Source organism: Chloroflexota bacterium (genome assembly GCA_020850535.1).
Classification (GTDB): Bacteria; Chloroflexota; UBA6077; order UBA6077; family JACCZL01; genus JADZEM01.
The window spans coordinates 1-26,321 of the sequence record JADZEM010000089.1 but is presented as its reverse complement, the minus strand read 5'-3'; the positions used below and the strand labels follow the sequence as shown (position 1 = coordinate 26,321).

Here is a 26,321-nt window from a genome sequence, read left to right as displayed (position 1 = left end):
GGGCGCTCGGCGGTCGTCAGGATGTCGCGCGGCTCGCCGTCCGGGCCAGCGGCGGGATCGTCACGGTGAACGTCGTCCCGACGCCGACGGTGCTGCTCACCCGGATCTCGCCGCCGAGCCGCCTCAGCGACTCGCGGACCAGCGCCAGGCCCAGGCCGGTGCCACGCTCCTGGCGGGCTTCCGGACGCGACGAGCGGAAGAACCGCTGGAACAACCGCTGCTGCTCATCCTCGGTCAGCCCGATGCCGGTATCCGCCACCGCGATCTCGACAGCGTCGCCGACGGCCCGCGCCGTCACCCGCACGGAGCCGCCAGACGGCGTGTACTTGACGGCGTTCGAGAGCAGGTTGTCCACGATGCGCCGCACCAGCAGCTCGTCGGAGAGGATCGACGGCAGGCTCTCGGGGGCGTCCAGCGCGACGTCGATCCCCTTCTCCGTCGCACGGGGACGGCCCATCGCCACCACCAGCTGTAGGATGCGGTCGATGGGCAGGGGCGTCGGCTGGAGCTGCTCCGCGCCAGACTCCATCCGGCGCAGATCGAGCAGGTTGTTGACGAGGCGCAGCATATAGTCGCCGGAGGCGGCGATGCGCGCCAGGAACTCGGCCTGCCGCTCGGCGTCCAGCGAGCCGGGCGCGGCGCCGAGCATCAGCCCGGTGTAGCCGAGGATCGCCGTGAGCGGGGAGCGCAGCTCGTGGCCGAGATCGGCGATCTGGGCGTCGCGCGAGTCGTCGTCGGCGATCTCGCGGACGGCGGCCACGCCGACCTCGAAGCCGTCGAGCGTCTCGCCCAGTGTGGTGTAGCTGATGACGACAGACCGTGTCTCGCCATCACGCGCCTGGAGCTTGCCGGCGCGGTGGACCGCCTTCCCGGATGACGCGGCCTCCTGGAACGCCGTCCGATGATCGACCGGTCGGTCATCAGCCCCACGCACCTGGACCACCTCGGCGGCGGGCTGCCCGGACGCGGCCTCGGCGTCCCAGCCGGTCAGGCGGGCGGCCGTCTCGTTGACCCAGTCCAGGGTCAGGTCGGGACGCACGGCGAAGATGCCGTCCGGCACCTGCGACACGATCGACTCCAGCCGCTCGCGCTCCCCGGCCGCGCCGCGCCGCTCGGTCTCAGCGGTCAGGTAGAGGGCGATCAGGCTGAGCGCGACGACGAGCACCACCAGCAGCACGATGAAGAGGCCGACACCCCGCGCCGCGAGGACATCCGACAGGATCGTGCCGGGGAAGACCAGCAGCAGATTGGCGATCATGCTGGCGCCGGCGAGCGTCCGCACTTCGTCGGCCAGCCCGCCACGGCTGGCCGCGCGGATGATCGCCTGCTCGCCGATCCACGACGCCAGGGCGAAGACGGCGCCCAGCAGGAACGTCTCAGGGATGATTTCGGGGCGCATGCCCACGCTGGCGACTCCCCACGCTGCCAGGTCTCCGACGATCACCCCGGCCACGGCAGCGGCCATGCTGAGGGCGCCGGCCAGCAGCGGCGGGCGAAGCACGACGGTCGCGACGCTGAGCGCCGCGACGGCGACGAGCGTGGCCACGAGCAGCCCGCAGCTCAGCCAGACGGGCAGCAGGATGGCCGGGAGCAGCGAGACGCCGCCGCCGGGCAGGCGCACCGGGAGGCTCGCCAGCATGGCCGCTGCGATGACGTAGAGCAGGACCGGCAGCCAGCCGACGACGCCGTGCTCGCCGACGACCATGGCGGCCACAGCGACGACGACACCTAGCACGGTCATCCCGAGCGGCCGGGCGGAAAAGTGACGCGCGCGGCGAATGTTCAGCATCCTCAACCGGTCAGGCGCTATCCCACAGCAGGATACCAGCCCGCATCGATTCCAAGAGCGTCAGGCGTCACGTTCTCGTGACGACAGTCAGCAACTGCCCATGCGCAGCCGAAATGAGAGGTACAAAAGGGGGAGGTATGTGCATCTGAAGGTAGACACAACCCGTTCAGCCCGCCCTGCGCACCCGAGACGATGTAGTATCCTTAACGGCGCGCGTGTTTGAGGAGGGCCGCCTCGATGCAGGATGCAACGCGAGCGGTCCGGGTACGTCTCGGGCAGGCAGCGATGGCGCGGCCGGGGCTGATCGCTCGGGCGCAGCTCTTTCTGTTGCTGCTCCTCTTGATGCCGCTGTTCGCCGGCCTCCAGCACGTGATCCGCGAGGGCGTGCCGCGCGTCGAGATCCGTTTCATCTCCCAGGATGTGCCGGTCTTCGTGCCGGTCGAGCGCATCGTCGAGCGGGTCGTCGAGCGCATCGTGTACGTCTCGGTGACGCCCACTGCAACCCCGGCGCGCTCCACGCCGACGCCGATGCTCGCCCCAACGCCGGCGCAGGGCGGCGATGCGAGCGCCGGACCAGCCGCCAGCGTGGCCGGCGGCCCAGCTCCCGGCGCCGCGACGGGCACGATTGTCGGGGAGGCTGCCGGGCCGAGCAGTCCAGGTGGCGGCTCGTCCTCCGCCGTCGGCGCATCGACAGGGGTCAGTGCATCGGCAGCGGGTGCGTCGTTGGCGAGTGCGCCGGCGCTGGCCCCACCGGCACGCTCTGCACCGGCGGGCCGCCCAGGTGACGAGGCCGGCTCAACGCTCGGGCAGCTTGCGACGGCGCGTGCGGGCATCCAGCCGGCCCCGGTCAGGGCGGCAACGCGGCTCCCGCTGATCATCGCCACCGAGGACCGCATCGGCGCGCCGGCCAGTGAGCGAGTCGCCGCCGCCCAGCCGGGCCGCGGCGTCGAGATCACGACGCGACAGGTCATCACGACATCGGTCACGACACGGCGACGGAACAGCAACGGGAACGGCAACAGCAACGACAACAGCAGCAGCAATAGCAGCAGGTCGACGGCGACGGCGTCGAGCGCGAGCGGCGGCGTAACGGTCGCCAGCTCGGCTGCCAACCCCACGGCGACACCGCGAGCCACGGCTGTCGCGACAGCCACCAGAGCGGCTGTCGCAGCGGCCGCCGGCGTGCAAACTGCCCAGACGGCCGGCCAGGGACGCGCGAACAGCGCGCCGACCGCCACGCCCACCCCGGCCAAGGTGGCCGCCGCCACGCCAACCAGCACGCCATCACAGCCAACCCCGGCCCCTGCACAGGCGTCGGCGACCGCAACGGCTGTTGCGGCGACACGCACGCCGACGGCCCTGGCGGCGACACGCACGCCGACGGCCCTGGCGGCCACGCGCACGCCGACGGCCGTTGCTGCCACACCAACGGCTCGGCCCTCGGCCACACCAACGGCTCGGCCCTCGTCGACCCCGACACGGCAGCCGTCAGCGACGCCGACCGCCCGGCCGTCGTCCACGCCGACCGCCCGGCCGTCCCCCACCTCCACGGCGAAGCCACTGCCGACCTCGACGGCGCAGGCGACGGCGACGCCGCGGCCAACGTCCGCGCCACGCCCCACATCCACCCCGACGCCACGCCCACAACCGACCTCGACGGTGAAGCCGGCGGCAACCTCGACACCCCGTCCCACCTCGACACCCCGTCCCACCTCGACACCAACCCCGCGTCCGACCTCGACGGCGGTCCCGAAGCCAGCCTCGGTGCAGGGGCAGACTGTCCGGTCGGCGCCGACCTCGACCCCGCGCCCGGCCGCCACGGCGACGCCAGCAACCCGGCGGTAGCGCCTCACAGCCGTTGTCGTAGCGCACTCAAACTGGCGGCACGAGGAGCTGCCAGCCTGGCCCAAGTTCGAGTGACGGCCGTTGGGTGAAGTGTGCGAGATGGGCGGGGCAGCGGCAGTCGGACGCGCCGAAGCGCGCGATGGGCCTCCTGGCCCCGGGCCAGGAGGCCACCAGCGCGGCCACCTGGCACTCGACACGCTCGGGGCCGAGGCGCGCGGCCACTGCGATGAGCCGCCCGGCCGCGAGGAGGTGATCGACGTGCCAGTGCAGCCGCTTCGTCTGGCGGGCGTGTCGGCTGATGCGCCCCCCCAGTCCCCCGAGCGCACTGCCCGTATAGACGTACCAGCCGGCCGCCAGCGTGTGCGCGCCGAGCCGGCCCACCATGAGCAGGGCTGGCGCGTCGAGCTGGATCAGCAAGGCGTAGGTGCCCGGCAGGGGGGTGCGCCAGAGATCGGCGGGCGAGGCTGAACGGTCTGCGGCCACGCGAGAGGATAGCGTGTGGCGGTACCATGCGGGCTGGGTTCTGGGTTCTGGGTTCTGGGTTCTGGGTTCTGGGTTCTGGGTTCTGGGTTCTGGCAGATGCTGGCGGCCGGGGGTGGCGTTGTGCCGTCTCGGCAGCCGGGGATGGCGGCTGGAGGTGGCGCGGATGGCTGGCGGCACGGCGGACGGTATGGCTGATGGCGAGGCGGGCGGTATGGCTGATGGCGAGGCGGGCGGCATGGCGGGCGGGCTGGACCGGCCGGCGGTGGACGCGCTGTGTGATCTGTCAGCGGTCGAGGCGCGCCGGCGCATCGGCACGAAGGAGCTTTCACCGGTCGAACTGTTGGAGGCGTGCATCGCCAGGATCGAGGCGGTCAATCCGGCCGTGAACGCGGTGACGGCGACGGCGTTCGCGGCGGCCCGGGTGCAGGCGAAGGCCGCCGAGGCCGCCGTGCTGGCGGGCGAGTCGTTGCCGCTGTTGCACGGGCTGCCGGTTGGGGTCAAAGACCTGAACGACACAGCCGGCCTGCTGACGACGTACGGCTCGCCGCAGTATCGGGACTACGTGCCGGCCCAGGACGAGGCGATGGTGGGCCGGGTCCGGGCGGCAGGCGCGCTGATCTTCTGCAAGACGAACACGCCGGAGTTCGGGGCCGGCGCGAACACGCGCAACCCGGTCTGGGGCGCGACGGGCAACCCGTTCGACCCGATGCGGAACGCTGGTGGATCGTCTGGCGGCTCGGCGGTGGCGCTGGCGACGGGCATGATGCCGCTGGCGACCGGCTCGGACACGGGCGGCTCGCTGCGGATCCCAGCGGCGTACTCGGGGGTGGTCGGGTTCCGGCCGTCGCCGGGGCTGGTCCCGACGGATAGGCGGGCGTTCGGCTGGTCGCCGCTCTCGATCCAGGGGCCGATGGGGCGGTCGGTGGCAGACGTGGCGTTGTTGCTGGGGGCGCAGGCCGCCTTTGACAGCGACGACCCGTTCTCGGGGCCGGTGGATGGGCCGTCGTATGCGCGGCTGGAGACGGTCGACCTGGGATCGTTGCGCTGCGCGGTGACGGCGGACCTGGGGTTCGCGCCGGTGGACGCCGCCTACCGTGCGACGTTTGCGGGGAAGGTGGCTGGCTTTGGCGGGCTGTTCCGCGCGTGCGACTGGGCGACGCCGGACTTTGGGGAGGCGGACCGTTGCTTTGAGGTGATCCGGGCGGTCCAATTCCTGGGGCAGCATCAGGAGGCGTACCAGCGTGATCCGAGCCTGCTCGGGCCGAACGTGCGGGCAAACTACGAGCAGGGCGCGGCGATGTCGCTGGCGGATTTTGCCTGGGCACACATGGAGGAGACGCGAATCTACCGGCGGGTGCAGCGCTTCTTCGAGGAGTTCGACGTGCTGATCTCGCCAACGGTGCCGATCTCGCCGTTCCCCTGGGAGCAGCTCTACCTGGCGGAGGTGAACGGCGAGCCGGTGCGGACCTACTTCCACTGGCTGGCGCTGACGTACGGGATCACGCTGACGGGGCACCCGGCGATCTCGATCCCGTGCGGGGTGGACGAGCGGGGCATACCGTTCGGGCTGCAGGTGGTGGGGCCGCACAAGGGCGACCGCTTCGTGCTGGCGGTCGCGGCAGCGCTGGAGGCGGCGCTGGCAAGCCGGCCTGGACTGGGGCGGCCATCGCCGGACCTGGACAGGCTGCAGGTGGAGACGCCGGCGTTGCGGGCGACCGTGACCGCGCCGCCGACGATGGGCGCCGGGTCGTAGAGCGTGGGGCGTGGGGCGTGGGGCGTGGGATTGGACTCGAACGGCCGTGCTGTCGGATGATGTCTGGTGCGGCTCTGTCAAGTTCGGGCGCGCTCGGCCCCCAGGTGCGTCCAAACCTACGAAGACGTGCGGAAGACGCGCAGAATCGGGCGAAGTCTGATGCGTTTGTAATGCAGAGGTCATGCGGCGGCGGCCTGGGCGGCTCGACACCTGTTGCGAGCGGTCGCTGGTGGCCGTCGCTCCGGCCTGGTTCTGCCGTTTCCTGGATTCTGACGAACTGCTCGACGGCTCTGGAGACATACCACCATGAGACTGACCTGCCTGCCCGAGAAGCTGAACGAGGGGCTCGCCGCTGTCGGGCGGGTCGTGGCCGCGCGGAGCACCTTGCCGGTGCTGGGGAATGTGCTGCTGGCGACCGACGGTGGCCAGTTGAAGCTGGCGGCGACGAATCTTGAACTGACGGTCGTCAGTTGGGTCGGCGCGAAGATCGAAGAGGAGGGGGCCATCACCCTCCCAGCGCGCCTGCTCCAGGACTATGTGGGGCTGTTGTCGGCTGGCGAGCCGCTCCACCTGGAGCTGCACGGCACGAAGGCGCACCTGACCTGTGGCCGGTTCGAGGCGAACATCAGCGGGATCGATGCTGAAGAGTTCCCGGCTATTCCGTCGGTAGCGGGCGGCGCCTCGCTGCAGCTGCCGGCTCCGCGTTTGAAGGAGGCCATCGGACAGGTGGTCTTCGCGGCGGCGCCGGACGACAGCCGCCCGGTGCTGGCCGGTGTGCTGATGCAGGTGGCTGACGGCAAGTTGACGATGGCGGCGGCGGACGGCTTCCGGCTGGCGGTCCGCAAGGTGGACCTGGGGGAGACGGACGCGCCGGACATCTCGATGATCGTGCCGTCGAAGGCGTTGACTGAGGTGGCGCGCGGCCTCCCGGCCGACGAAGAGGTCCTGGTCGAGATCGCGCTGACGCCGGACCAGAGCCAGGTGCTCTTCAGGCACCGGCAGGCGGAGATTGTCTCGCGGATCATCGAGGGGCAGTTCCCGGACTTCAACCGGATCATCCCGCGCGATACGAAGACGCGGGTGACGCTTCAGACGGCAGATTTTCTCCGGGCGACGAAGGCGGCGCAGGTGTTTGCTCGGGACAACTCGATGATTGTGCGGCTCAACCTTGTGCCTGCCGAGGGCGGCGACGAGGCCCTCGGAAAGGTGACGGTGGCGGCGACCTCGACGGAGATCGGCGACAACACGGGCGACGTCGATGCGAGCGTGGAGGGCGACGCGATGCAGGTGGCCTTCAACGGCAAGTACCTGCGTGACGCGCTCGAAGCGCTCGACGCCCAGCAGGCGTTCCTGGAGGTGACCGGCCCGGCCAGCCCTGGCCTGATCCGCCCGGCCAGCGGCCCGAATGGCTACATCCAGGTGATCATGCCGATGCACGTCGCAAGGTGAATTGAGTTGAAGGAACTGGTCTCATAGTGACAGTTGACAGTATGGTGTAGTCACTGTCAGCGTCGGTGCCACAGCGCTATCGAACAGATAACCGGGGGCACTTGGGGTGCCATCGAAGTCTATGACGTGGCAGCGGCGCTTCGAGTGCGTGTAACTGACGATGGCCAGCTTGCTCCAGGCTCGGAGTATTCTGATGTCGGTCACGAACCCGACTGGCCGACCATCGGGCGCGCTCGTCAGCTTCGCGATGAGCTACATGTACTGAAGCCGCTCTGGGATTCCCCAGACCATCGTCCGAGCGATGAGCATCTCGCGTTGGCCCGGCGCGCGGCAAGGCGCCCGGCTGCGGTCGCAGATGTCGTTTATCAGCACGCGTTGAAGATGGCGAGGTCTGATCGAGGCCGACTCTCCCTATCTCGAATGGTCGCAGCCACGCTTGTCATGGGTGGGAGGCTGCCACGTCAGTACGCCCGACCGTATCAGGATTTCCGCGACGCTGTTAGAGAAACCCTTCGCCAACTGGAGGGTCGCCTGATGCGGCACGCTCGGGGGCCAACTGGATGGCTGATGGACAACTTTGACCTGCCCTGGCGGTGGCTCGAAGCGATGAGTGAACGAGGTGTTCCCGAGCAAATTGAGGCTGAGCTGTGCGCTGCGATCGATGGTTGGCGAGCGTTCGAAGATCCGTCCGACCGCCAGTTCGCGGAGCGCGCCATCGGAGTCGCCGGACATGTCATGACCGGTTTTCTTGCTGGCATGCGAGGGCGCGGTGACGAGCCGGTCCTGATTTTGGCTGAGAGCTATCCTTCGCCGCTGAGTTCCTTCACCGGCCTGGCTGACGTGCAGTGGGATATCTTCCCGCCAGCCGACTGTCCCCTCAGGTCGGCCGAACGTCGTGGACAAAGTGTCGCCGCGCGGGTCGCCATCGTGCCTCGGCTATGGGTCGAGGCAATGGCTGATCCATAGGAGCCGTCTCGGGATGGTCAGTTCGTCGTACTCGGCGACGTGAGTAGGTTGCAGCACGACCAGCGGGCCTGCTGCTCCATGGTCGCGGCTGAGATCAAGAAGTCGTGCACCGCAGACGTGCTGGAGTGCCGGCGATGGAACCCCGAAGTCCCACGGCGCATGAGTCTCGAACGGGCCGCGCGGGAAGCGGCTGAGCGGGCATTGACGCGGCTCTGGCAGCGCGGGCTGCCTTGAGCCTCAGATCCTGTACGCGCGTGGGCAAAGGCTGTCGAGAGGTCTTATTTTGCGATGGAGCCAGTTCGTGTAATAAGGTGGCCTCAATACGGTCGTTGTTACAGCCAAGCTAAATGAGGTGAGGGCGTGGCCGACGTTAGTACGCGAGCAGGCCAGTTCATGAAACAACCACAGGGGCACCGGGCATTCAGGCCCGCTCCGTTGCCACCGGACCCGCCCCTGATCTTCGACTCAACGATGATTCGGTTGCTCTCCTCGGCGGACCAAGCCCTCGGCCGGCTGGATGGCGTCGCTCGGACGATGCCCAATCCTGACCTGTTTGTCGCGATGTACGTCCGGCAAGAGGCCGTTCTCAGCTCCCGTATCGAAGGGACGCAGAGCACGCTCGACGATGTCCTCGCCTTCGAGCTTGATGCGCAGAGCCGGGAAGTTCCTCGCGATGTCGAGGAAGTCGTGAACTACGTTCGCGCCATGAACTACGGCCTTGCGCGGGTCGCCTCGCTTCCTCCATCTCGACGGCTGCTCCGCGAGATTCACGCCGAATTGCTTCAGGGCGTGCGCGGTGCTGACAAGCGACCAGGGGAATTCAGGAATCAGCAGAACTACATCGGGGTCGGTGGCGCTCCCATCGAGCGGGCGACGTTCGTTCCGCCCTGTCCGGAAGATATGGAGGCAGCGCTGGACGATTTCGAGCGCTTTCTCAACGCAGATGCGGATCTGCCGCCGCTGATTCACTGCGGACTGGCGCACGCACAATTCGAGACGATTCACCCATTCATGGATGGGAACGGCAGAGTCGGGCGCCTCCTGATCACGTTCCTCCTGTGCTTTCGCGGTGTGCTCCATCGCCCGCTGCTCTACCTGAGTGCGTTCCTGGCAAACAACAGGGTCGAATACTACGACCGGCTCACGGCGATCCGTGAGCGTGGGGATTGGGAAGGCTGGCTCCGATTCTTCCTGCGCGGCGTCGGCGAGACGGCCGATGAAGCTGCCTGGACCGCCCAACGCATCCTGGAGCTACGAGAGAGTCATCGCGGCATGCTACAGGAAAGGGGCACCAGCCCACATGCTCATCGACTCCTCGATCTGCTCTTCGAGCGTCCCCTCCTCAACGTCGGGTTCATTGAGCAAACCCTCGCAGTCGCCTACGTGACGGCGAACAAACTCGTAGAGCAGTTTCAGCGTCTTGGAATCCTCGAGGAAACGACTGGCCAACGGCGCAACCGACGGTTTCGCTACACGCCGTATCTCTCGCTCTTTGATGAGCGTGGCTACGCCCGCCCTGATTCATCAACCCTCCAGACCACTGAAACGGAGGGGCTGTCCAGTGCCTGAAGGTGGACGTGGATCGGCATGGTAACTGTGCCCCTTCCGCTCGCGGCTCTCCTTGAGTGGCCAGTGAACCAGCACAGCGCTGGGGCAGGGCTACATCCAGGTGATTATGCCGATGCACGTCGCCCGGTAAATAGCCGGATGGCGTCTGGCGTCCCGCACGTCATCCGCGTGCCGCTCTCTACCCCGATCAGCGGCTCCTGGCTGAACCTCGCCGAGTCGGTCCAGCGCATCATCGTCCGTCGCGCCCTTGAGGGCCAGCATCCTCAGTCCCAGGGGGAACTGCTCTCGTGGCTCAACGATACGATCACCGGCTGGAATGCCCACCCGACGCCGTTCGTCTGGCACGGCAAACGGTATGAGCGTCGACAACGCGCACGCCAACGGCGCCGCCTTACCTCCGTGCTCGACCCGATCCAGGTTGAATCGAATGCGGCGTGACCCACTAGCACGCGACAGGACACGCTGTTACCATGTCGGCCCTACTCAACAGAAGCCACGGGGAGGGCGCGATGGTCTGTCTGGCATGTGGCGGTCGAAATCACGATGAGGCCCAGCGCTGCTGGCGCTGCAGCGTCGCCTTCGACGAGTCCCCTGCCGGCCGGTCCATGCACGCCCACCACGCCGAGCGCTCCGAGATCGAGCGCTCCGAGACCGAACTCCGCCTGCCGCGCCTGCGCTGGTTCCAGTCTCCTGCCGTCTGGCTGCCGCTGATCCGCCAGGCGGTCCGCCGGCTCGAAGCCCAGGGCTGGCGCATCGAGCACGAGATCGAGATCCCCGGGCTGGTGGCGACCGGCGCGCTGCGCCGAGGCCATCATCGCGTCAGCCGGGCGGCGGACGCCGACCGCGTCGTCCTGAGCGTGATCCGGTAATCTCGCGCGGCTCCCGATCCCCCGTCCTGACCGCGAGTTCGCTTGCGCGCCGCATCTCCCCACGCTACGGTTGAGAGCGACGAGAACGGTGCGAGCGCGCCAGGGCGTTCACCCTGGTCACAGTGCAACCATGCACGCGGGCGATGAACCCGGGAGGAATCACCGTGGAGAAGCGACGACTCGGCCGGACCGGCCACATGAGCAGCGTCGTGGCGTTTGGCGCGGCCGGCATCGGGCGCGTAGACCAGCCGACGGCGGACAAGGCGATCCAGACCGCGCTCGACTACGGCGTGAACCACATCGACGTGGCGCCCAGCTACGGTGAGGCTGAGCTGCGCTTCCACGACTGGATGCCAAAGATCCGGGATCGGGTCTTCCTGGGCTGCAAGACCAACATCCGCGATGCTGCCGCCTCCTGGGACGAGTGCCAGCGCTCGCTGGAGCGGCTCAATACCGACCGCTTCGACCTGTACCAGTTGCACTCGGTCGGCAAGAAGGACATCCTGGACGAGGTCACGAAGAAGGGCGGCGCGCTCGAGACGCTCGTCAAGGCTCGCGAGCAGGGATTGACAACCTGGCTGGGCATCACCGGGCACACCCACGATGCGCCGTCCACGCACCTCGAAGCGCTGCGCCGATTCGATTTCGACACCGTGATGCTGCCGTTGAACTTCGTGCTGTGGTCGATCCCGCGGTACCGCCGCGACTTCGAGGCGCTCATGGAAGAGTGCGCCCGCCGCGATGTCGGCGTCCACGTCATCAAGACGCTGGCGAAAGCGCCCTGGGGCGAGCGCGAGAAGACCTACGCCTGCTGGTACGAGCCGTTCGATCAGCAGGCCGAGATCGACCAGGCCGTCGCCTTCAACCTGGCCCAGCCGATCCACACCATGTGCAGCACCGGCGACGTGAACATCCTGCCGCGCATGCTGGCCGCCGCCGAGCGGGTGCAGCCGCTGCAGGCGTCCGCGCGCGAGGCCCTGGTCGCCACGGCAGATCGGTACGAGTCGCCGTTCGTGGGCCGCTGGGCCTGAGCAGGAGACGCGTCAGATGATTGGCGCGCCCGCCGATCTCCTCAGCCTGCTCTACGTTGCCGTTGCGCTCTACACCCTCTGGCAGCTGCCGAGTCGCTGGCGCTCCCTGACCGACGCCACCTACACCGAGGATGACCGCAACCTTGCAGGGCGGGTCGGCTTCCTGCTCCTGACGCCGCTCGGCGTGCTGGTGCATGAGCTGGCCCACATGGCGGCGGCGGTCCTCCTCGGCGGGCGAAACATCTCCCTCAGTTATCGGGTGTACTGGGGATATGTCCAGTACAGCGGCAACCTCGGGGCCACCGCCGAATGGATCGTCGCCGTGGCCGGGCCGGCCGCCAGCCTCGCGCTGGGACTGGCCGTCGGCTACGGCGTCCTGCGGCTTCGGCAGCCCTGGCGCGACATCGGGATGTCGTTCGCGCACGCGACGCTGCTGCTCGACCTGATCCTCTACCCCGGCATGAGCCTGTTGGACGGCGTCGGCGACTTCCGCTGGATCTACAGCGCGCAGACGCCGGTCCTGTCAACCGTCGCCGGGGTAGCCCACGCGGCCGGACTCGGCGCGTACCTGCTGCTGGCGCGGCTCCACTCGCGGCTGCAGCGGCGCGAGGTTCACGACGCCCTGACCGAGCGCTTCGCCGGGCAGCAGGTCACCTTGCGGGAGGAGATCCTCGAACGGCTGACCCTGCTGGAGACCGCCGAGCGCGCCCGGCACCTCCTCCCCGAGGAGCGGGAGGAGCTGAAGACCCTCCGCGAATTGCGGACATGGTCCGAGGCGCACAACCAGGCGGTCGTCGCGTCGGTCTCAACGCCGCCGGCATCTGCCCCGACGCCGCCGGCATCTGCCCAGACGCCGCCAGCGTCCCCGCCAGAGCCGACCGCCAGCGAGGAGGCCGGCCCGACGGTCGGACCGGGCCAGCCTCCGGACCAGGGGCCGCACCCAAACCCGCGCCCGCGCCCACGCCCCGGCCTGTTCGGCGGCCCCGGCCCCCTGCCCGGCTTCCCCCTCGACGACGACCGCCGCAACTGACCCGCGCGCGGGCTCCGACACGCCCAGGATCCTGCGCGCCCAGCCCCCGACCTGCCTGACCCGCTACACCCGCAGCACCTCGAAGGCCGCTGCCGAGGCCACCCCGAACCGCTCGCCGGCCGACGCCGCCTGCTTCCGCAGGAACGCCTCAGGGTCGAACGGCGAGCCGAGGTTCTCGAAGTAAGCCCGCTGCGCCACCAGCGACGCGATGCCCTGCTCCAACCCGGCTGCAATGTCGCAGGCGTGCGTCGGCGCGTGCGAGCCGCTGACGAAGACGTAGCGGACGCCGCCCCACGGCTCGAACCCCTCCTCGATCAGCTCGGGGAAGATCCAGCGGTTGCCGGCGTCCCGCGCCGCGTCGCAGACGGCCAGCCCCACGGCCCGGTGGTCGGCCTGGTTGAGCGCCCCGCCCGGCCAGGTCAGCGCGAACCCGCCGACCGCCAGCGCGTCTGGCCGGTGCCGGCGAATCTCACGGGCCAGATCACGCCGCAGCGACAGGCCATACTCGACCATCCCATCGCGGTAGCCGAGAAACGTCACCGACTCCACGCCGACCAGCCGCGCACTCTCGATCTCCTCGGCCTCGCGGACCGGCGCCGTGCGCTCCGGGGGCCACGCGTCGATGCCAGCCTCGCCGCGCGTGACCATCAGGTAGGCGGCCTCCTTGCCCAACCCGGTCCAGCGCGCCACCGCGCAGGACGTGCCGTACTCAAGATCGTCCGGATGCGCGGCGATGGCCAGCAAACGCGACCAGTCCTCGGGGACTGGCTCCAGATCGGGCGGGCGCGGCGCCTGAGACGCCTGGGACAGTCCATCGGCTGGCGGCACGGTGCTCCTCCTGTAACGGGCTGCTGATACTCGAGGCGCGCGCAGCCCGGCCACGTTCAGGATAGCCGCCCGCACCCTGGCTTGCCCCTTTCGCCCCGCAGGAGCCGCCGCCGGCGCGCTCACCACGCAGGAAGATTGCAACAATGCAGCAGAGATACACGTTAAGACGCGCCAAGTTCGAGGTCAATCACCTATCTGCGACGCGAGTCGTCCCACAGGGCGGCTCGCTGCCGTTATATCGAGTGAGCCCGCCGACAGGAATGTGTCGCCCGTCGAGCACTCTCCGCTTTCAGGGCGGTATCCCAGCTGGAGATACGAACACTCGTGGACGTCCTCCGAGACGGGCGGATCTGACGCATGTACCGTCGCCACATCAGCCAGTTGCGGCCTGGACAGGTGGTTGCCCGAGCGATCTACAACGAGCGCGGCGAAGTGCTCCTCGGCGTCGGCAGCACCCTGAACCAGTTTTACATCGATCGCTTGCGCGAACGCGGCGTGATCTCCGTCTTCCTGCGGGACGGCCTTGGAGATGATGTCGCCCCGAACGACATCGTGTCGGAGGAGCTGCGCGCATCGACGGTGACGCACCTGGCGCGCGCGTTCGACGTGATGAGCACGATGGCCCACGGCACGAAGCTCAACAACGCCGAGCGCCCCCAGACCGTGGACGACCTCGTCTATCGGCTCGGCGAGCGCCCGCTGGACCTGCCCGAGACGGGCGTGCAGTCCCTGCAGGAGCTGTACAAGGACATCGAGTCGCTCATGAACGAGATCCTCGAGTCCAACACCATCGCCAGCCTGGAGTCCCTGAAGACCCACAACGACTACACGTTCCAGCACTCGGTCGATGTGGCGGTGCTCGGCATCCTGCTCGGGCGCACGGCCGGCCTCCCGCGCGATCAGCTCCGCGAGCTGGCGCTCGGCTGCCTCCTGCACGACCTCGGCAAGATGTACATCGACGAGGCCATCCTCGATAAGCCCGGACGGCTCACCCCGGAAGAGTTCGACGAGATCAAGAAGCACCCGCAGATGGGCTTCGAGCTGATCCGGCGGATGCCGGTGTTCAGCATCCTGCCGGCCCACGTGGCCTTCCAGCACCACGAGCGCCAGGACGGCGCCGGCTACCCGCGCGGGCTGATCGGCAACAACCAGCTGGCCCGGACCCTCTCGGAGCGGATGAACCCGAAGCGCATGCTGCTCATCGCGGAGATCGCGGCGGTGGCAGACGTCTACAGCGCGCTGACCTCAGACCGCCCGTACCGGCCAGCCATGCCCCTCGACAAGGTCGCGCAGATCATCGGCGAGATGTCCGGGCCGCACCTCAACACCGACGTGGTGGACCTGCTCCTGCACACCATCCCGATGTTCCCGGTCGGTCACTGGGTTGAGGTGGTCACCGGCAAGTACCGGGCCTGGCGCGGCGTCGTCACCGAGCTTGCCGTGGACGCCCTGCACCAGCCCATCATCCGGCTGCTGCTGGACGAGCGCGGGAACCGCGTGCCCACCCCCGTGGAGCTCGACCTGCGCAATCAGGAAGACCTCAAGATCAAAGGGCTGGCGCCGGGCGAAGTGCCGTTCGAGCCGGGCGTACCAGCCTGACCTGGGCCGCCAGGGTTCCCTGACAGGACTCCCTCAATGGAGCGCCGGGACAGGGTCCGCGCTACAGCGTAGCCTGAACCGCGACGCCGGGGCGTGCCGTCGAGGCCCGGATCACCAGCTCGCTCGGCAGCACCTCGCGGACCGGCTCGGCCGGCGCCGAGCCGCCAATCGCCGCCAGGATCAGCTCGGCCGCCCGCCGTCCGGCCTCCGCGATGGGCGGGCGGACCGTCGTCAGTGGTGGCTCGACGTGTAGCGCGAAGTGATCGTCGTTCGCACCGACCACGCTCACGTCGTCGGGCACACTCAGACGACGGCGATGCAGCCCGTTGACAATGGCGATGGCCATCGAGTCGTTCGCGCCGAAGACGCCTGTGGGCGGATCGGCTCGGTCGAAGAGCTGGCCACACGCTTCGAGCGCCGTCAGGTAGTCGAACGCGCCATTGACGATCAACGACTCGTCCACCGGCAGCCCGGCCTCGGCCATCGCCGCGCGGAACCCTGCCACCCGGTCCACCGCCGAGCGCCGCGCCAGGGTGCCAGGAGCCCGGCTCGTGGGCAGGCCGCTCACATGCGCGATGCGTTGATGCCCCAGCCCGATCAAGTACTCGGTGGCCCGCCGGCCGATCTCGACGTCATCCCAGCCGATCAGGTTCAGCTCAGCCGTCTGGATCGGCCGGTTGATCACCACCAGCGGCACGCCCAGGCGTCGGACGGCAAGCAGATGCTCCGCGCTGACGGCCGCCGAGTTCGACATACAGACGATGCCGTCCACTCGCTTGTCGAGGAACATCTCGAGCGCGGCCTGCTCGGGCTGGACGCCGTCCGCGCAGGCCAGCAGCACCGAGTAGCCCTGCGCGCTCACCACCTGCTCGACGACGCCAACCACCTGCGTGAAGAACCCCCGGGTGATATCCGTGATGACGAGGCCGAGCGTGCCGGTCCTGGACGTGACCAGCCCACGGGCAAGCGCGTTCGGGCGGTAGTTGAGATCGCGGGCAGCCGCGAGCACGCGCTCACGCGTCTCGGCGCTGGCGTACCCTTCGCGCCCGTTCAGGACTTGCGAAACGGTGCTCAGCGAGACGCCCGCGCGCCGCGCGACATCACGGATGGTGACAGGTCGTACCACTTGCATTGCTGGTTCTTTCACGGCGGACCATACCAGACAAACGGCCTCGCGTGGTGATTTCCGGGGCGTGTTCGGACGAAATCGTCTGCCAAAGTCGGTACGCCGTGAGATGTGGCCCGGAAGCCAGCACACCCCCAGTCTGCCATGAGATAAAACGTGCCGAGCGGCCGTCCAGCGGCGATCCGGCGTGGAGCAGCGGAGGGCATCGTATGGGCCAGGAGATCGTCACGGGGAGCGGCGCTCGGCGGCGACCCGGTCGGCCCGCCCGAGCCAGATGCTGCGGTGCGGCTGGGCGGGATCGTAGCGCACGAAGGCAGTATCACCAGGACGCCACGCACGGGCCTCGTCGGCCGGCAGCAGGCCGCTCTCGCCGGTGTACGTCTGCCCCGCGCCGAGGGTGTACTGGTAGCGCACACGCCAGAGGTAGCGTCCGTTGACCCGCGTCATGCTCTGCACGACCTCGGTGACGGTGGCGCGCCCGGAGACGCCCACGGCGAGAATCCGCTGCTCCTCGCCGTGCTGCCAGAGGCCGTATCCGGCGGTTCCCGCACCGAACGTCGAGAAGATCAGGCCAATCCCCAGCGGCGCGGCCAGGAACGCCCAGCGCCTGGGCCAGGCCTGCCGGTTGCGAACCAACGCCAACGCCAGGCACCCGGCGACCATCAGGGCCAGCAGGCCAATCCCCAGGAAGAGGCTGCCGAACCAGACCTCGAAGCGCTCGAAAGCCGCACCCTGCACCATCGCACCTACCGCGGCTGGTCGCGCCCAACCCACGCGCTCTGCGGGGGATCCGCCGGGTCGTAGAGCACGGCGGCCCGCTCGCCGACGCCGTAGCTCTGGGCCTCGCCGGGCTCCAGGTAGCCGCTCTCGCCTTCGTACTCCTGGCCGGTGTGCGCCACGTAGACGTAGCGGACATGCCAGAGGCGGCGCTCGTTGATAGTAGCGCCGGTCGGCTCGACGGCTACGACGGTCGCATCGACCATGGTGCCGGACATCCGCAGCCGCTGCTCGCGCTGGGACTTCTCCAGCCCGTGGCGGAAGAAGAAGCCACCGATGATCAGGAAGATGACGCCGATCCCCCCGCCGAGCACGAGCGGGAGCCACGCACCAGCACCGACGTCGCCGTAGACGTCGAGGACGCGGAACAGGATCAGCCCGAACGCCAGGGCTGCCAGTCCGACGCCGAGGAAGATCGCGCCGAACCAGGTGTCGAACGAACGGACGCTCTTGCCGGTCTGTTGTGGCGCGTGAAAGCGGCCCATCTGCTGCCCTCCTCGGGTAGCTTAACGCGCACGGCCGATCAGCCGTGCTCCTCGGCCAGCCGCTTGCGGATCTTCATCCAGATCCCGGCCACGATCGCCCCGGGGATAGTGGTGCTGTCCTTCCGCATGACGTGCGTGAGCGGTCGTGGGAGCGTCGCCAGCAACGCCTCGCGGGCGTCCTCGTTCTGGGTGAACTTGGCCCAGCAGGCGCGCTCCATCAGCTTCCAGTGAGCGTGCGTGCCCGGCACGATCTTCTGCCCCTCGTATTTGAAGTGCTCGGCGGGGATCGCCTCCGCGCCAGCCCGTTTGGCCGCGCCGCCGTGCAGGTCGGCCACCCGGCGGCGGTCGGCAGCCGAGGGGAACTTGAGGCCCTGCCAGAGCCCCTCGACACTGGCGTAGACGCGGCCATCCAGTTCGAACGGCGTCGGCGCGAGGTTCGAGATCAGCTTGATGCGCGCATCCGCTGTCCGGTAGCCGACGTTGAGCGGCTCGCGGCACGCTTCGTCACGCGGGCCAAGATCGTGGAGGACGGCGCCGCCGCGCTCCTGGGTCCGCAGCACAAAGACGTGCTCGGCGGCCCGGGTGCGCCACTGGGCGAACCGCTCCGGGTCGTCCTCGGCCTCTGGGATCAGCACGATCGCGCCGGACTTGAGCAGTGCTTTCATCATGTCCCCGCCGCGGCCCCCCCACATAGATGGTGTGTGCGAGGGATGCAGCCGGGACCAACGGTTCTCGCAGTCAGCCTGCCAACAGCGCCAGCCTCGGCGGACCAGCGTGGTGCCTCAGGCGTCTGGCGATGCTGCGCCCGGCGATCAGGCGAGGCCGGACACGAACGGCGCGATGGTGGCGGCGTTTCCGGAGGCGATCGTCGCGGCGCTACTCGGCTCAAGCTGCCCGAGCAGCCCACGGTAGTACTGGACCATCTGGCCGGCGTACGCAGCCTGATAGTGGCCCGGCACGAACAGGTCCAGCCCGATCAGGAAGCGGTCTGGATACTCGCGGAGGAGCGCGCCCCAGGCGGCGTCAAGGGAGCCATCAGGCCGCGTCAGCACCGTCCCTGGTCCGAGCCACGGCGAGCGCGCAGACAGATCGGCGTGGAGATTCGGGTTCCGCGCGAGCAGCCGCCGCGTCACGTCGGCAGCGCCGTGCCCGGCGTGCGCCCAGATGAACGCCGTGTCCGGGGCGGCCTGCACGGCGCGCTCAAGCTCCTCGGCGAACCACCACTCCTGGTGAATCGTCACCACGCCGCCGGCCGCGCCGGTTCGACGGTACGCCTCGATCAGGGACGGGTGATCAGCGGGCACGTCGTTGGCGGGCGCGCGGTAGTTGTCGCCGGCCGGTCCGAGCTGAAACGCCGAGTGCCGGCAGATGATCTCGCCAAGGCCGCGCACGACGTTGGCGGCGAACAGCTCGTCCAGGCCGTCCGGGTGGCGGTACGACGAGTCCGGGTGCAAGGCATTGGCGTACCCCTCGGCCAGCAGCGGCACGATGCGCCCCGGTGCGAGATCGCGCGCCGCCGTGGCGAGAGACCACGGCTCGCCAAACAACAGCGCACCCTGCACGCCAATCTTGTCGTGGAGGGCCAGCAGCCCGGCCGGGTCCGGCCCGAAGCCCTCCTTGAGGTGCGCGTGGGCGTCCACCAGCGGGCCGGTGTACGGGCCGGCCGCCTCGGCGGCGCGGGCTCGCACCAGCCCGGTGGCCGCGAGCGCCCCGAGCATGGCCAGTCGCGAGAGGACGCGGCGGCGAGACAGGCGCGGGAGCGCAGACAGGTGGTGCTGGCACATGTAGGCAGGATACCAGCGCGCTCCCTGCTCTCGACCCACCCGCCTGTCAACATGGCGTCTCGGTCCCGTGCTACGATCCCGAGCAGGCACGGCCAGGGTCGGGAGGACCGTCGAGATGAAGATCAGCTACCGCATTGGCGTGATGCCCGGACCATGGCCCGACGACGCCGACCTGCCCGGCTTCCTCTGGGAGCTGATCGACCTCTGTGAGCGGACCGAGATCGACTCGCTCTGGTTCTCGGAGCGGCTCTCCTCGCCGATCCCGGTCCCCGAGCCGATCACCACGATGGCGGCGCTGGCGGCCCGCACGACGCGCCTCAAGTTTGGCCCGAGCGTCCTGACGATCCCGTTCCGCACGCCGGTGGTGCTGGCCCGCGAGATCGCGATGCTCGACGCGCTCTCGAACGGGCGGATGCTGCCGGCGGTCGGGATCGGGGCCGAAGACGAGCGCTCGTTCAAGGCGGCCGGCGTGCCGGTCAAGGAGCGCGCCCGCCGCGCCGACGAGGCCATCGCGATCATGCGGGCCTGCTGGACGGGCGAGCCGGTCCACTTCGAGGGCCGCTTCTGGCAGCTTGACGGCATCACGGTGCTGCCGAAGCCGAAGCAGAGCCCGATGCCGCTGTGGATCGGCGGCAACAGCCCGGCCGCTGCCCGGCGGGCTGGCCGGCTGGGGGACGGCTGGATTCCCTCATTCATCGCCCCGCGGCAGTTGAAAGAGGGCCTCGAGATCACGCTGGAGACGGCCGCGCAGGCCGGCCGCGCGTTCGAGATCGACCACTTCGGCGCGCTGGTCTACTTCTGCATCGACGACGACCCGGCGAAGGCCGAGGCGCTGGCCCGTCCGCACATCCCGCCCGGCCGCGCCAACGCCGAGACGCTGGCGTTGTGCACGGCGTTCGGGCCGCCAGCGCTGGTGCGCGAGCGGCTGGAGAGCTACGTCGCTGCGGGCGGCTCGAAGTTCATCCTGCGGCCGATGTGCGCGCCCGAGCTGATGCTGGAGCAGCTTGCGCGGCTGGCATCAGACGTGATCCCGGACTTTCACCGCCGCCGCTGACCGACGGTATCAGGCTGGTTTGCGCGCCTTGAGCACCAACACAGCCGGTCGGCGTCGCTCGTCGATCAGGTCGGGGCGGTCGCGGACGGCCTCGGGAGTCGGGCCGGGCTCCTCCAGCCGCTCGACGGTGAACCCGGCCGCCACCGCGCCGTTGACCAGCGAGGCGACGGTCCGGTGGAACTTGACCACGCCGCTGACGAACCATGTTTGCTGGCGCTGGCCTTCGTAGCCGTAGTCGTCGAGCGCCCAGAACAGCCGTCTGCCGACATGATCCGAGGCCCAGCCCTGCCGGGCGACCTGGGCCGTGCAGACAGGATGCTCGACGGAGTAGACCAGCGTGCCGCCGGGCCGCAGCCACTCGGCGATGCTCCCCATGACGGCCGGATAGTCGCGGACGTAGTGCAGGGCGAACGAGCTGGTAACAAGATCAAACGAGGCTGGCTCGAACTGGACGACTTCCAGGCCTGACCGCACGTAGGTGATGCCGTCGTCGGCTGTGCGCTCGCGGGCCAGCCCGAGCATCCGCTCCGAGATATCCACGCCGACAACGGCCACCGCCCCGCGTGCTCGGCACCAGCGGGCAAGCTCGCCGTCGCCGCAGCCGAGGTCGAGCACGCGCAGACCGTCGAATGGCGGCAGCAGGGCCCGGAAGGCTGGCTGCTCGATGGCCTCGTTCAGCCCGAGCTTGCTCTCCCGAAGCTGCTGGTAGCCGGCGAAGAAGCGGTCGTCGTCGTAGATATTCTGCATGCGGGGATGGTAGCCGCCCGGCCCCTGACGATGGACCGCTACCCTGAGGTCTCATCATCATCAAGTTTCGCCAGCAACGCCGACGCTTTTTCGCGGAGCCTCGCTGGGCCACTGCCATCAGCGACGATGGAACGTAGCCCACCAATCATCCCCGGAGTCCACACCGAGGGATCGTGCTGTTCGAGGACCGACGCCGCGCGCAACTGGGCGTGGCCAGCGGGACTGGCTTCGGAGTCGTCGAAGGACGCGACCATCACGCTGACGGGCCGATGAAGCGAGAACGCGGGGAGGGGAATCGTCCGTGAATCGCTGTATTCTCATGTCGTCTCGTATCGTGTTGTGTATTGACGAATCTTCGCTTTTCTGAGACAACTAGACCGTGCAGAATCGAGAGCGCACCCGCGAGATACTGACCCCGGACCAGGCGGCTGAGTACCTCCCGGTCGACCGGGAGACCGTCTACCGCTACATCCGCACGGGGAAGCTGGACGCCTCAAGGCTCGGGCGCAGCTACCGTATCCCTCGACAGAGCATCGAGCTCTTGCTGCTCTCCACCCGCACCCGCCCGTACATCAAGCTACGCGAGTACACCGACGAGCAGACCGCTCAGTTCGTGGACGACGACGTCCTTGAGGGCGAGTCACTCGAAGTGGCGCGCAGGTTCGACCAAGCCACCGGGCTCGGCTTCTTCGGTGACACGAGAAAGGCCGACGCGTCCGACCAATCCGCATGACGATCGACCGCGCAGCCGCCTTATTCTTTGATGCCAGCTTGCTATTCTCCGCGGCGCACTCGCCGACAAGTGGCTCTTACTTCCTCGTCAGAGCGTGCTCCAAAGGCTACCTGCAAGCGCTGGTTTCGCCAGAGACCGAGCGCAATCTGATCAACAAGTCCACTGCCGAGGCCTTCACGCGCTACCGCCAGATGATCGCCTCTACTCCCCTGTCACTGGTTTCAGCTCCAGCGGAGATGTTGGTAGCGCAGCACGAGCCCGTCTTCTTCGAGGACGCTCATGTTGTGGCCGCCGCGCTCGCTTCCCAGGCGCATTACCTCATCACGTTGGACAGACGGCTAGCCGTGCGCGTTCGGCAGTCTGGTCTCCCAGTCGTCGCGATCTCGCCGAGGGATTTCATTCAATCGGTTCTGCCTGATCACCCCGACTACGCCAGCATTCGCGGCTCGTCAGGACAATGAACGAGGGGGTGTTGCGACGCGTAACGCGGTAGATTCGCCTGGATCGGAGGATGGCAGCCACCTGCAGGGCCGGACGGAGCAGGGCGCCGTTCTCCCGACAGCCCTGAACATTGCCCGCAAGCGTGACCAGAAATGCTCCACTTCTTCGTCAATGACGTTCACTCGCGTGCCACCCCCTCAGCAAGTAGCTCCGAGATCTCCTCGCTGCGGGTGGCCGAGAGTCCGAGCTCGACGCAGACCTGGCGAGTGTCTTCCAAGTGGCGGGGTGTAGCTCGCCCGTACTCCAGGCACCAGAGAAGCTGGTAGAGCGGCCGACGGAGTGCGTAGCTGTCGTCGACCGAGTGATGCTCACGGTATGCCGACCAGAACTCCGGGTCGGTCATGCCGCGCCAGAGATCGAGCCGAGCAAGGTCGCCCTCGGTATGGCTGGCCCACGCCTTATCGAAGTCGAGGATCGCGGCCAACTGCCAACGATCCAACTGACGATGGAACAGGATATTGCGGTGGTGCAGATCATCGTGGCAGAGTGCAGCCTCGCCGACGCTCGCCAGGAGTTCGGTCCGCTCGGCAACCAGCGATAGGAAATGCTCGCACAGGCGAGCGTCACGGATCAGCGTGTGCGCTCGCGTCACCAGAGCGGTTGGCCACGATCTGTGAGTCACCACCGCATCCTCAGTGCCGATCTCGCCAAATACGGGGAACCGAATCGTGTGAAGCTGCCCGACGGCATCGCCAAGCTGGTGATGGCAGGCGGCCAAGTCGTCGGGGCTAAGCGTCCGTCGAACCACTGCCCATTCTTGGCCGGGCAGCATGGTGGTGATGAGGTAACGCCACGGCCAGCGCCGTTCTGAGACATCAACGGCGACGACCTCCGGGATCGGAAGCGTCGTCTGCGCTCGAACCAGCCGCTGGATGAACGCGGTGCGGTCATACGACCAAGCGTGGGTGGCTCTCGGCCCAGTGAGCTTTAGCAGTAGATCGTAGGCAGGCTTCCGTGTGCGTACCATCAATACCAGGTACTCGCGACGACGGTTTGCAATCGTCCAGCGTACGAGTTCAGTCCGTGCTCCGATTATCTCGCGGAGCATGATGCGCAGAGTGGCGGGAATCGACGCTTCGTCGGCCGTCAGGTCGTCAAACGTCATTCTCGATGCTCCGGCGAGGCCTTCCTTTCTCCAGCGCCAGCAAGTCACCATCGCTCATCGGATTCCCGAGGCTACCACAACACCGACCGGTCCAGTGAGGAGCAGTCGCCGCTGGATACGCTCGCAGTCGTCCGCGAGACTCGCACGGACCTCCTCGGTCCACCCAAGTGATGCTCGGCGCTCCCACACGGCCCGCTGTTCTTCCTGCCAACCGGCGTCCTGATCGGGCGGCCACTCCAGCCAGCCCAGGATCCGCTGCGTCAGGCGCAGATGCGTCAGCGTCTGAGCACGATCCAACAGATGCCCCATCAGTCGGTCGATGATCAGGACGCCATCGGGACAGGTCTCCAGATCCTCCTCGTGCATGTCAGGGAACATATTCCAGACGAGCGCGCGAGCTATCTCAAGCATCTCGTCAGAAACATCTGGGCTGTCGAGTGTGCCGGCAAGATCTCCGGCCACAGCGCACGCCGCGGCCACACATGGCTCAAACGGCAGGTCCACGACGTTCCCACGGTCTCTCGGAATGTACAGGTCACCCGGCCACGTTCGCATGCCATGAAGGAGCACCCATTGCCGGATATCCGGGCGCACATCAAGGCGCGGCGCAACTTCCCGAAGCAACCGGCGTCGGTCGCAGCACCTCGCCCGATGGATTCTGGCCCACCAGAGATCGAGCGCATCCCCATCCCCACCCAGGCTGTCCAGCGTACGGGTGGCAGCACTCCAGAGCCAGGGATGCCGCGCGAGCACGCCAAGGCGCTCCTGCTGGCAGCGATGTCCCACGACCCACGTCAGCATGATCCCGGTCATCGCCGCCTCGCCGTGCCGCGCCTGCTCCAGCAGCCAGCAAGCCTGCGGACAGGCCAGGCGTCGCTTGATGCGGCGGGCTGACAGCCGCTCGTAGATCAGGGGGCGGGTCGCCCGCTGAACGTCGAGCGCTGTAGCGTACAGTTGCGCGCGTGCCTGGGCGAGAGATTCTGCATCTGTCGCGGCCGAGGCCTGCTCCAGTGCATCTACAAACCTGTCAGCAGCTGCGACCTCGTCCTGCTCGGAACGGGCGGTCGGCGCGAGGAGTGGCGGCAGATGTGGATCTTCAGGGCACCGCACCCAGTAGATCGGGATTTCACCCGGTGGGCAGAGCGCGGGCGGGCCGCCATGCTCCGGGCGGAGCGAGTGCTGCGCGGTCCACTCGCGCAGACGGGCGAGGATCGAAGGCTCGTCGCCCCATAGGGGCGAGGCCGCTACCTCTTCGGTCACCATACTGGTGCGTGGGCGCTTCAGGGCCGCGCCCCTGGCCGCAAGGCTGGTCTCCAGACCAGAGAAGATGATGCATCAGAGCAGTGGGACGACGCAAAGGAGGTGAGCGGCAGTCTGTCGCTCACCTCCACGCATGCCTGAATTCCGCTGCGAGCGGAGGCGTTAGCTGTAGCGGATCACGCTCCGCTTGACCTCGCCCTTGACCAGCCGGTCGTAGGCGTCGTTGAGGTCTCCCAGGTCGACCTCGCGACTGATCAGCTAGCTGCTGGATTTGATGATCGTGCGGCGCCGCACCTACACCGTAGCGATGCTGGTCAACTTCGTCGCCGTTGCCGCCATATTCTCCTCGATGTTCCTGGAGTACATCACGCTCACTGCATCACACGCCTGTGCGACAATACGCGTGCCGATGGCAGAGGAGGTGATGATCTATGGTCCTGGAACGAGTAGATTCTGGCGGACAGATCGTGCTTCCCGCGGACGTGCAGCGCGCGGCCGGCCTCGCTCCCGGGGACATGGTCAGCATCGACGTGACGGATCGGGGAACCGTGGAGATTCGTCGCATACGTCCACTCCGGTTCGCTGAGGCGCTCAGACGATATCGGATCGAGGTTCCTATCGATGAAGCTATCGACCGCGAGAGGTGGCAGGACGTAGCAGCGCGCGACGTTCTTGGGCAGAGCGAGGATGCCTGAAGACGAGCCCGGCCTGCTTGACACGAACATTTTCCTCCACGCGCACACGACAGATGCTCACTCCCAGGAGTGCCAACGTTTCATTCTGGCGCTTGAGATCGGGCGAGTGCGTGCGCGGCTGGAACCGATGGTTGTGCATGAGTTGTCATATGCGCTTCCGCGCTACTTGCAGCAAATGACGCGGGCAGACGTGGCCGAGTACCTGGAGATGATTCTTAGCTGGCCGGGAGTGGAAGCCGACAAGGAGACGTTGTTGGACACGATTCGTCGATGGGGCAGCACGCCAGGTCTCGCATTCGTGGATGCGTACCTGGCGGCGCTGGCGAGTCGGCGCAGATGCAGCGTGTACACCATGAACCTGCGCGAACTGCGCTCTCAAGGAGTAGACGCTCCCTCACCTTTGCCCAACTGAGCTGGCCGTCCAGCGAGGCGCTCGAGGTAGGCGGCGCGCTCGGTGAGGAACCGCCGCAAGTAGCCGGTCAGGAACAGCAGTAAAACAGCCCTCTGCCGCGCTCGATGTGGGTCGAGAGCAGTCGTTTCTGGTGGGTCTTCTGCCAGCCATCCATGACATCGAACAGCTCCCGCATGGATGCCCCTTCAAAGTTGAGCAGGTTCTGGCTGTTGTCGTCTGGCATGGCTCTCTCCGCAAGCGTTGAACTCGTGAGTTGCGGGTCTTTGAAGAAATAGTCAGGGAGAGGAGCCCTCTCCCCGGAGCACTGACTTCCCGACAGTTATTGCGAAGGCGGGTCCACCATCTGCGGAACCCGGAGGTTGAATGACCGAAGGGAGGCAGATGATGGACCCGCTAGGAGTATGGCAAGGATGGGGCCGCGAGGTGGCCCG

Annotated in this window: 27 protein-coding genes; 15 read left to right on the top strand and 12 right to left on the bottom strand. The window is 67.9% G+C overall.

Translation table 11 applies throughout. The features are described from left to right. Positions 1 to 16: 16 nt before the first annotated feature. A complete protein-coding gene (locus tag IT306_12830) occupies positions 17 to 1,735 on the bottom strand; it encodes a PAS domain-containing protein (protein ID MCC7369306.1) in 1,719 nt (572 codons plus the stop codon). Between the two features lie 291 nt (positions 1,736 to 2,026). Between IT306_12830 and IT306_12825 the strand changes: the two genes are divergently transcribed. Next, complete coding sequence (locus tag IT306_12825; GenBank protein MCC7369305.1) at positions 2,027 to 3,634, top strand: hypothetical protein; 1,608 nt, start codon at positions 2,027 to 2,029, stop codon at positions 3,632 to 3,634. 27 nt (positions 3,635 to 3,661) lie between these two features. Here IT306_12825 and IT306_12820 read toward each other — a convergent pair whose 3' ends face one another. Further along, entirely contained in the window at positions 3,662 to 4,117 is a 456-nt protein-coding gene (locus IT306_12820) for a GIY-YIG nuclease family protein (protein ID MCC7369304.1), read from the bottom strand. A 235-nt stretch (positions 4,118 to 4,352) separates the two neighbouring features. Here IT306_12820 and IT306_12815 point away from each other — a divergent pair, with 235 nt between their 5' ends. The 8 genes from IT306_12815 (at position 4,353) to IT306_12780 (ending at position 12,784) form a co-directional block, all read left to right on the top strand. Further along, positions 4,353 to 5,870 carry an amidase gene (locus IT306_12815; protein ID MCC7369303.1) on the top strand — a complete coding sequence of 506 codons (1,518 nt, stop codon included), beginning with the start codon at positions 4,353 to 4,355 and terminating at the stop codon, positions 5,868 to 5,870. A gap of 306 nt (positions 5,871 to 6,176) precedes the next feature. Next, the gene (gene dnaN / locus IT306_12810) at positions 6,177 to 7,319 is read left to right on the top strand and encodes a DNA polymerase III subunit beta (protein MCC7369302.1); all 1,143 of its coding nucleotides are present in this window, start codon (positions 6,177 to 6,179) and stop codon (positions 7,317 to 7,319) included. Positions 7,320 to 7,886: 567 nt separating this feature from the next. Next, positions 7,887 to 8,285, top strand: a complete 399-nt coding sequence (locus IT306_12805; GenBank protein ID MCC7369301.1) for a hypothetical protein — start codon at positions 7,887 to 7,889, stop codon at positions 8,283 to 8,285. Between the two features lie 393 nt (positions 8,286 to 8,678). After that, positions 8,679 to 9,854 carry a Fic family protein gene (locus tag IT306_12800; GenBank protein ID MCC7369300.1) on the top strand — a complete coding sequence of 392 codons (1,176 nt, stop codon included), beginning with the start codon at positions 8,679 to 8,681 and terminating at the stop codon, positions 9,852 to 9,854. A gap of 63 nt (positions 9,855 to 9,917) precedes the next feature. Next, positions 9,918 to 10,292 carry a hypothetical protein gene (locus IT306_12795; GenBank protein MCC7369299.1) on the top strand — a complete coding sequence of 125 codons (375 nt, stop codon included), beginning with the start codon at positions 9,918 to 9,920 and terminating at the stop codon, positions 10,290 to 10,292. A gap of 71 nt (positions 10,293 to 10,363) precedes the next feature. Beyond that, complete coding sequence (locus IT306_12790; protein MCC7369298.1) at positions 10,364 to 10,723, top strand: hypothetical protein; 360 nt, start codon at positions 10,364 to 10,366, stop codon at positions 10,721 to 10,723. Between the two features lie 164 nt (positions 10,724 to 10,887). Continuing rightward, on the top strand, positions 10,888 to 11,754 hold the full coding sequence (locus IT306_12785; GenBank protein ID MCC7369297.1) for an aldo/keto reductase: 867 nt from the start codon (positions 10,888 to 10,890) through the stop codon (positions 11,752 to 11,754). A gap of 16 nt (positions 11,755 to 11,770) precedes the next feature. Then, complete coding sequence (locus tag IT306_12780; GenBank protein MCC7369296.1) at positions 11,771 to 12,784, top strand: hypothetical protein; 1,014 nt, start codon at positions 11,771 to 11,773, stop codon at positions 12,782 to 12,784. Between the two features lie 63 nt (positions 12,785 to 12,847). Here IT306_12780 and IT306_12775 read toward each other — a convergent pair whose 3' ends face one another. Further along, complete coding sequence (locus tag IT306_12775; protein ID MCC7369295.1) at positions 12,848 to 13,558, bottom strand: PIG-L family deacetylase; 711 nt, start codon at positions 13,556 to 13,558, stop codon at positions 12,848 to 12,850. Positions 13,559 to 13,969: 411 nt separating this feature from the next. Between IT306_12775 and IT306_12770 the strand changes: the two genes are divergently transcribed. After that, positions 13,970 to 15,211, top strand: coding sequence for an HD-GYP domain-containing protein (locus IT306_12770; protein ID MCC7369294.1), 1,242 nt, complete (start codon positions 13,970 to 13,972; stop codon positions 15,209 to 15,211). Between the two features lie 61 nt (positions 15,212 to 15,272). On the opposite strand, the gene IT306_12765 is transcribed toward IT306_12770, so the two are convergent. The 5 genes from IT306_12765 to IT306_12745 form a co-directional block, all read right to left on the bottom strand. Continuing rightward, positions 15,273 to 16,337, bottom strand: a complete 1,065-nt coding sequence (locus tag IT306_12765) for a LacI family DNA-binding transcriptional regulator (GenBank protein ID MCC7369293.1) — start codon at positions 16,335 to 16,337, stop codon at positions 15,273 to 15,275. 225 nt (positions 16,338 to 16,562) lie between these two features. Further along, positions 16,563 to 17,078, bottom strand: a complete 516-nt coding sequence (locus tag IT306_12760) for a DUF3592 domain-containing protein (GenBank protein MCC7369292.1) — start codon at positions 17,076 to 17,078, stop codon at positions 16,563 to 16,565. A gap of 5 nt (positions 17,079 to 17,083) precedes the next feature. Continuing rightward, positions 17,084 to 17,599 (bottom strand): DUF3592 domain-containing protein, encoded by a 516-nt coding sequence (locus IT306_12755; GenBank protein ID MCC7369291.1) that lies wholly within the window; start codon positions 17,597 to 17,599, stop codon positions 17,084 to 17,086. A 38-nt stretch (positions 17,600 to 17,637) separates the two neighbouring features. After that, on the bottom strand, positions 17,638 to 18,267 hold the full coding sequence (locus IT306_12750) for a hypothetical protein (protein ID MCC7369290.1): 630 nt from the start codon (positions 18,265 to 18,267) through the stop codon (positions 17,638 to 17,640). A 144-nt stretch (positions 18,268 to 18,411) separates the two neighbouring features. Continuing rightward, on the bottom strand, positions 18,412 to 19,422 hold the full coding sequence (locus IT306_12745; GenBank protein MCC7369289.1) for an amidohydrolase family protein: 1,011 nt from the start codon (positions 19,420 to 19,422) through the stop codon (positions 18,412 to 18,414). A 76-nt stretch (positions 19,423 to 19,498) separates the two neighbouring features. Here IT306_12745 and IT306_12740 point away from each other — a divergent pair, with 76 nt between their 5' ends. Beyond that, a complete protein-coding gene (locus IT306_12740; GenBank protein MCC7369288.1) occupies positions 19,499 to 20,437 on the top strand; it encodes an LLM class flavin-dependent oxidoreductase in 939 nt (312 codons plus the stop codon). Between the two features lie 9 nt (positions 20,438 to 20,446). On the opposite strand, the gene IT306_12735 is transcribed toward IT306_12740, so the two are convergent. After that, positions 20,447 to 21,184, bottom strand: a complete 738-nt coding sequence (locus IT306_12735) for a class I SAM-dependent methyltransferase (protein ID MCC7369287.1) — start codon at positions 21,182 to 21,184, stop codon at positions 20,447 to 20,449. Positions 21,185 to 21,563: 379 nt separating this feature from the next. On the opposite strand from IT306_12735, the gene IT306_12730 reads away from it, so the two are divergent. Together IT306_12730 and IT306_12725 are read left to right on the top strand one after the other, a co-directional pair. Continuing rightward, positions 21,564 to 21,917: a helix-turn-helix domain-containing protein gene (locus tag IT306_12730; protein MCC7369286.1), complete on the top strand. Its 354-nt coding sequence runs from the start codon at positions 21,564 to 21,566 to the stop codon at positions 21,915 to 21,917. Continuing rightward, positions 21,914 to 22,378, top strand: coding sequence for a PIN domain-containing protein (locus IT306_12725; GenBank protein MCC7369285.1), 465 nt, complete (start codon positions 21,914 to 21,916; stop codon positions 22,376 to 22,378). Before IT306_12730 ends, IT306_12725 begins: the two co-directional genes overlap by 4 nt. Before the next feature lie 158 nt (positions 22,379 to 22,536). On the opposite strand, the gene IT306_12720 is transcribed toward IT306_12725, so the two are convergent. Both IT306_12720 and IT306_12715 read right to left on the bottom strand, forming a co-directional pair. After that, positions 22,537 to 23,523, bottom strand: coding sequence for an aminoglycoside phosphotransferase family protein (locus IT306_12720; GenBank protein MCC7369284.1), 987 nt, complete (start codon positions 23,521 to 23,523; stop codon positions 22,537 to 22,539). Positions 23,524 to 23,577: 54 nt separating this feature from the next. Beyond that, positions 23,578 to 24,786: a hypothetical protein gene (locus IT306_12715; GenBank protein MCC7369283.1), complete on the bottom strand. Its 1,209-nt coding sequence runs from the start codon at positions 24,784 to 24,786 to the stop codon at positions 23,578 to 23,580. Between the two features lie 428 nt (positions 24,787 to 25,214). Between IT306_12715 and IT306_12710 the strand changes: the two genes are divergently transcribed. Both IT306_12710 and IT306_12705 read left to right on the top strand, forming a co-directional pair. After that, on the top strand, positions 25,215 to 25,478 hold the full coding sequence (locus IT306_12710; protein MCC7369282.1) for an AbrB/MazE/SpoVT family DNA-binding domain-containing protein: 264 nt from the start codon (positions 25,215 to 25,217) through the stop codon (positions 25,476 to 25,478). After that, positions 25,471 to 25,890: a type II toxin-antitoxin system VapC family toxin gene (locus tag IT306_12705; protein ID MCC7369281.1), complete on the top strand. Its 420-nt coding sequence runs from the start codon at positions 25,471 to 25,473 to the stop codon at positions 25,888 to 25,890. The genes IT306_12710 and IT306_12705 overlap by 8 nt, the downstream gene beginning before the upstream one ends. Positions 25,891 to 25,957: 67 nt before the next feature. Here IT306_12705 and IT306_12700 read toward each other — a convergent pair whose 3' ends face one another. Beyond that, positions 25,958 to 26,113, bottom strand: a complete 156-nt coding sequence (locus IT306_12700; protein ID MCC7369280.1) for a hypothetical protein — start codon at positions 26,111 to 26,113, stop codon at positions 25,958 to 25,960. Between the last annotated feature and the right edge of the window lie 208 nt (positions 26,114 to 26,321).

Coding starts and splice junctions, on each gene's coding strand:
- IT306_12735 (MCC7369287.1), bottom strand. CDS start 21,184: ATGCAGAATATCTACGACGACGACCGCTTCTTCGCCGGCTACCAGCAG.
- IT306_12705 (MCC7369281.1), top strand. CDS start 25,471: ATGCCTGAAGACGAGCCCGGCCTGCTTGACACGAACATTTTCCTCCAC.
- IT306_12770 (MCC7369294.1), top strand. CDS start 13,970: ATGTACCGTCGCCACATCAGCCAGTTGCGGCCTGGACAGGTGGTTGCC.
- IT306_12800 (MCC7369300.1), top strand. CDS start 8,679: ATGAAACAACCACAGGGGCACCGGGCATTCAGGCCCGCTCCGTTGCCA.
- IT306_12725 (MCC7369285.1), top strand. CDS start 21,914: ATGACGATCGACCGCGCAGCCGCCTTATTCTTTGATGCCAGCTTGCTA.
- IT306_12750 (MCC7369290.1), bottom strand. CDS start 18,267: ATGATGAAAGCACTGCTCAAGTCCGGCGCGATCGTGCTGATCCCAGAG.
- IT306_12740 (MCC7369288.1), top strand. CDS start 19,499: ATGAAGATCAGCTACCGCATTGGCGTGATGCCCGGACCATGGCCCGAC.
- IT306_12700 (MCC7369280.1), bottom strand. CDS start 26,113: ATGCCAGACGACAACAGCCAGAACCTGCTCAACTTTGAAGGGGCATCC.
- IT306_12815 (MCC7369303.1), top strand. CDS start 4,353: ATGGCGGGCGGGCTGGACCGGCCGGCGGTGGACGCGCTGTGTGATCTG.
- IT306_12790 (MCC7369298.1), top strand. CDS start 10,364: ATGGTCTGTCTGGCATGTGGCGGTCGAAATCACGATGAGGCCCAGCGC.
- IT306_12805 (MCC7369301.1), top strand. CDS start 7,887: ATGGACAACTTTGACCTGCCCTGGCGGTGGCTCGAAGCGATGAGTGAA.
- dnaN (MCC7369302.1), top strand. CDS start 6,177: ATGAGACTGACCTGCCTGCCCGAGAAGCTGAACGAGGGGCTCGCCGCT.
- IT306_12780 (MCC7369296.1), top strand. CDS start 11,771: ATGATTGGCGCGCCCGCCGATCTCCTCAGCCTGCTCTACGTTGCCGTT.
- IT306_12760 (MCC7369292.1), bottom strand. CDS start 17,078: ATGGTGCAGGGTGCGGCTTTCGAGCGCTTCGAGGTCTGGTTCGGCAGC.
- IT306_12720 (MCC7369284.1), bottom strand. CDS start 23,523: ATGACGTTTGACGACCTGACGGCCGACGAAGCGTCGATTCCCGCCACT.
- IT306_12710 (MCC7369282.1), top strand. CDS start 25,215: ATGGTCCTGGAACGAGTAGATTCTGGCGGACAGATCGTGCTTCCCGCG.
- IT306_12755 (MCC7369291.1), bottom strand. CDS start 17,599: ATGGGCCGCTTTCACGCGCCACAACAGACCGGCAAGAGCGTCCGTTCG.
- IT306_12715 (MCC7369283.1), bottom strand. CDS start 24,786: ATGGTGACCGAAGAGGTAGCGGCCTCGCCCCTATGGGGCGACGAGCCT.
- IT306_12825 (MCC7369305.1), top strand. CDS start 2,027: ATGCAGGATGCAACGCGAGCGGTCCGGGTACGTCTCGGGCAGGCAGCG.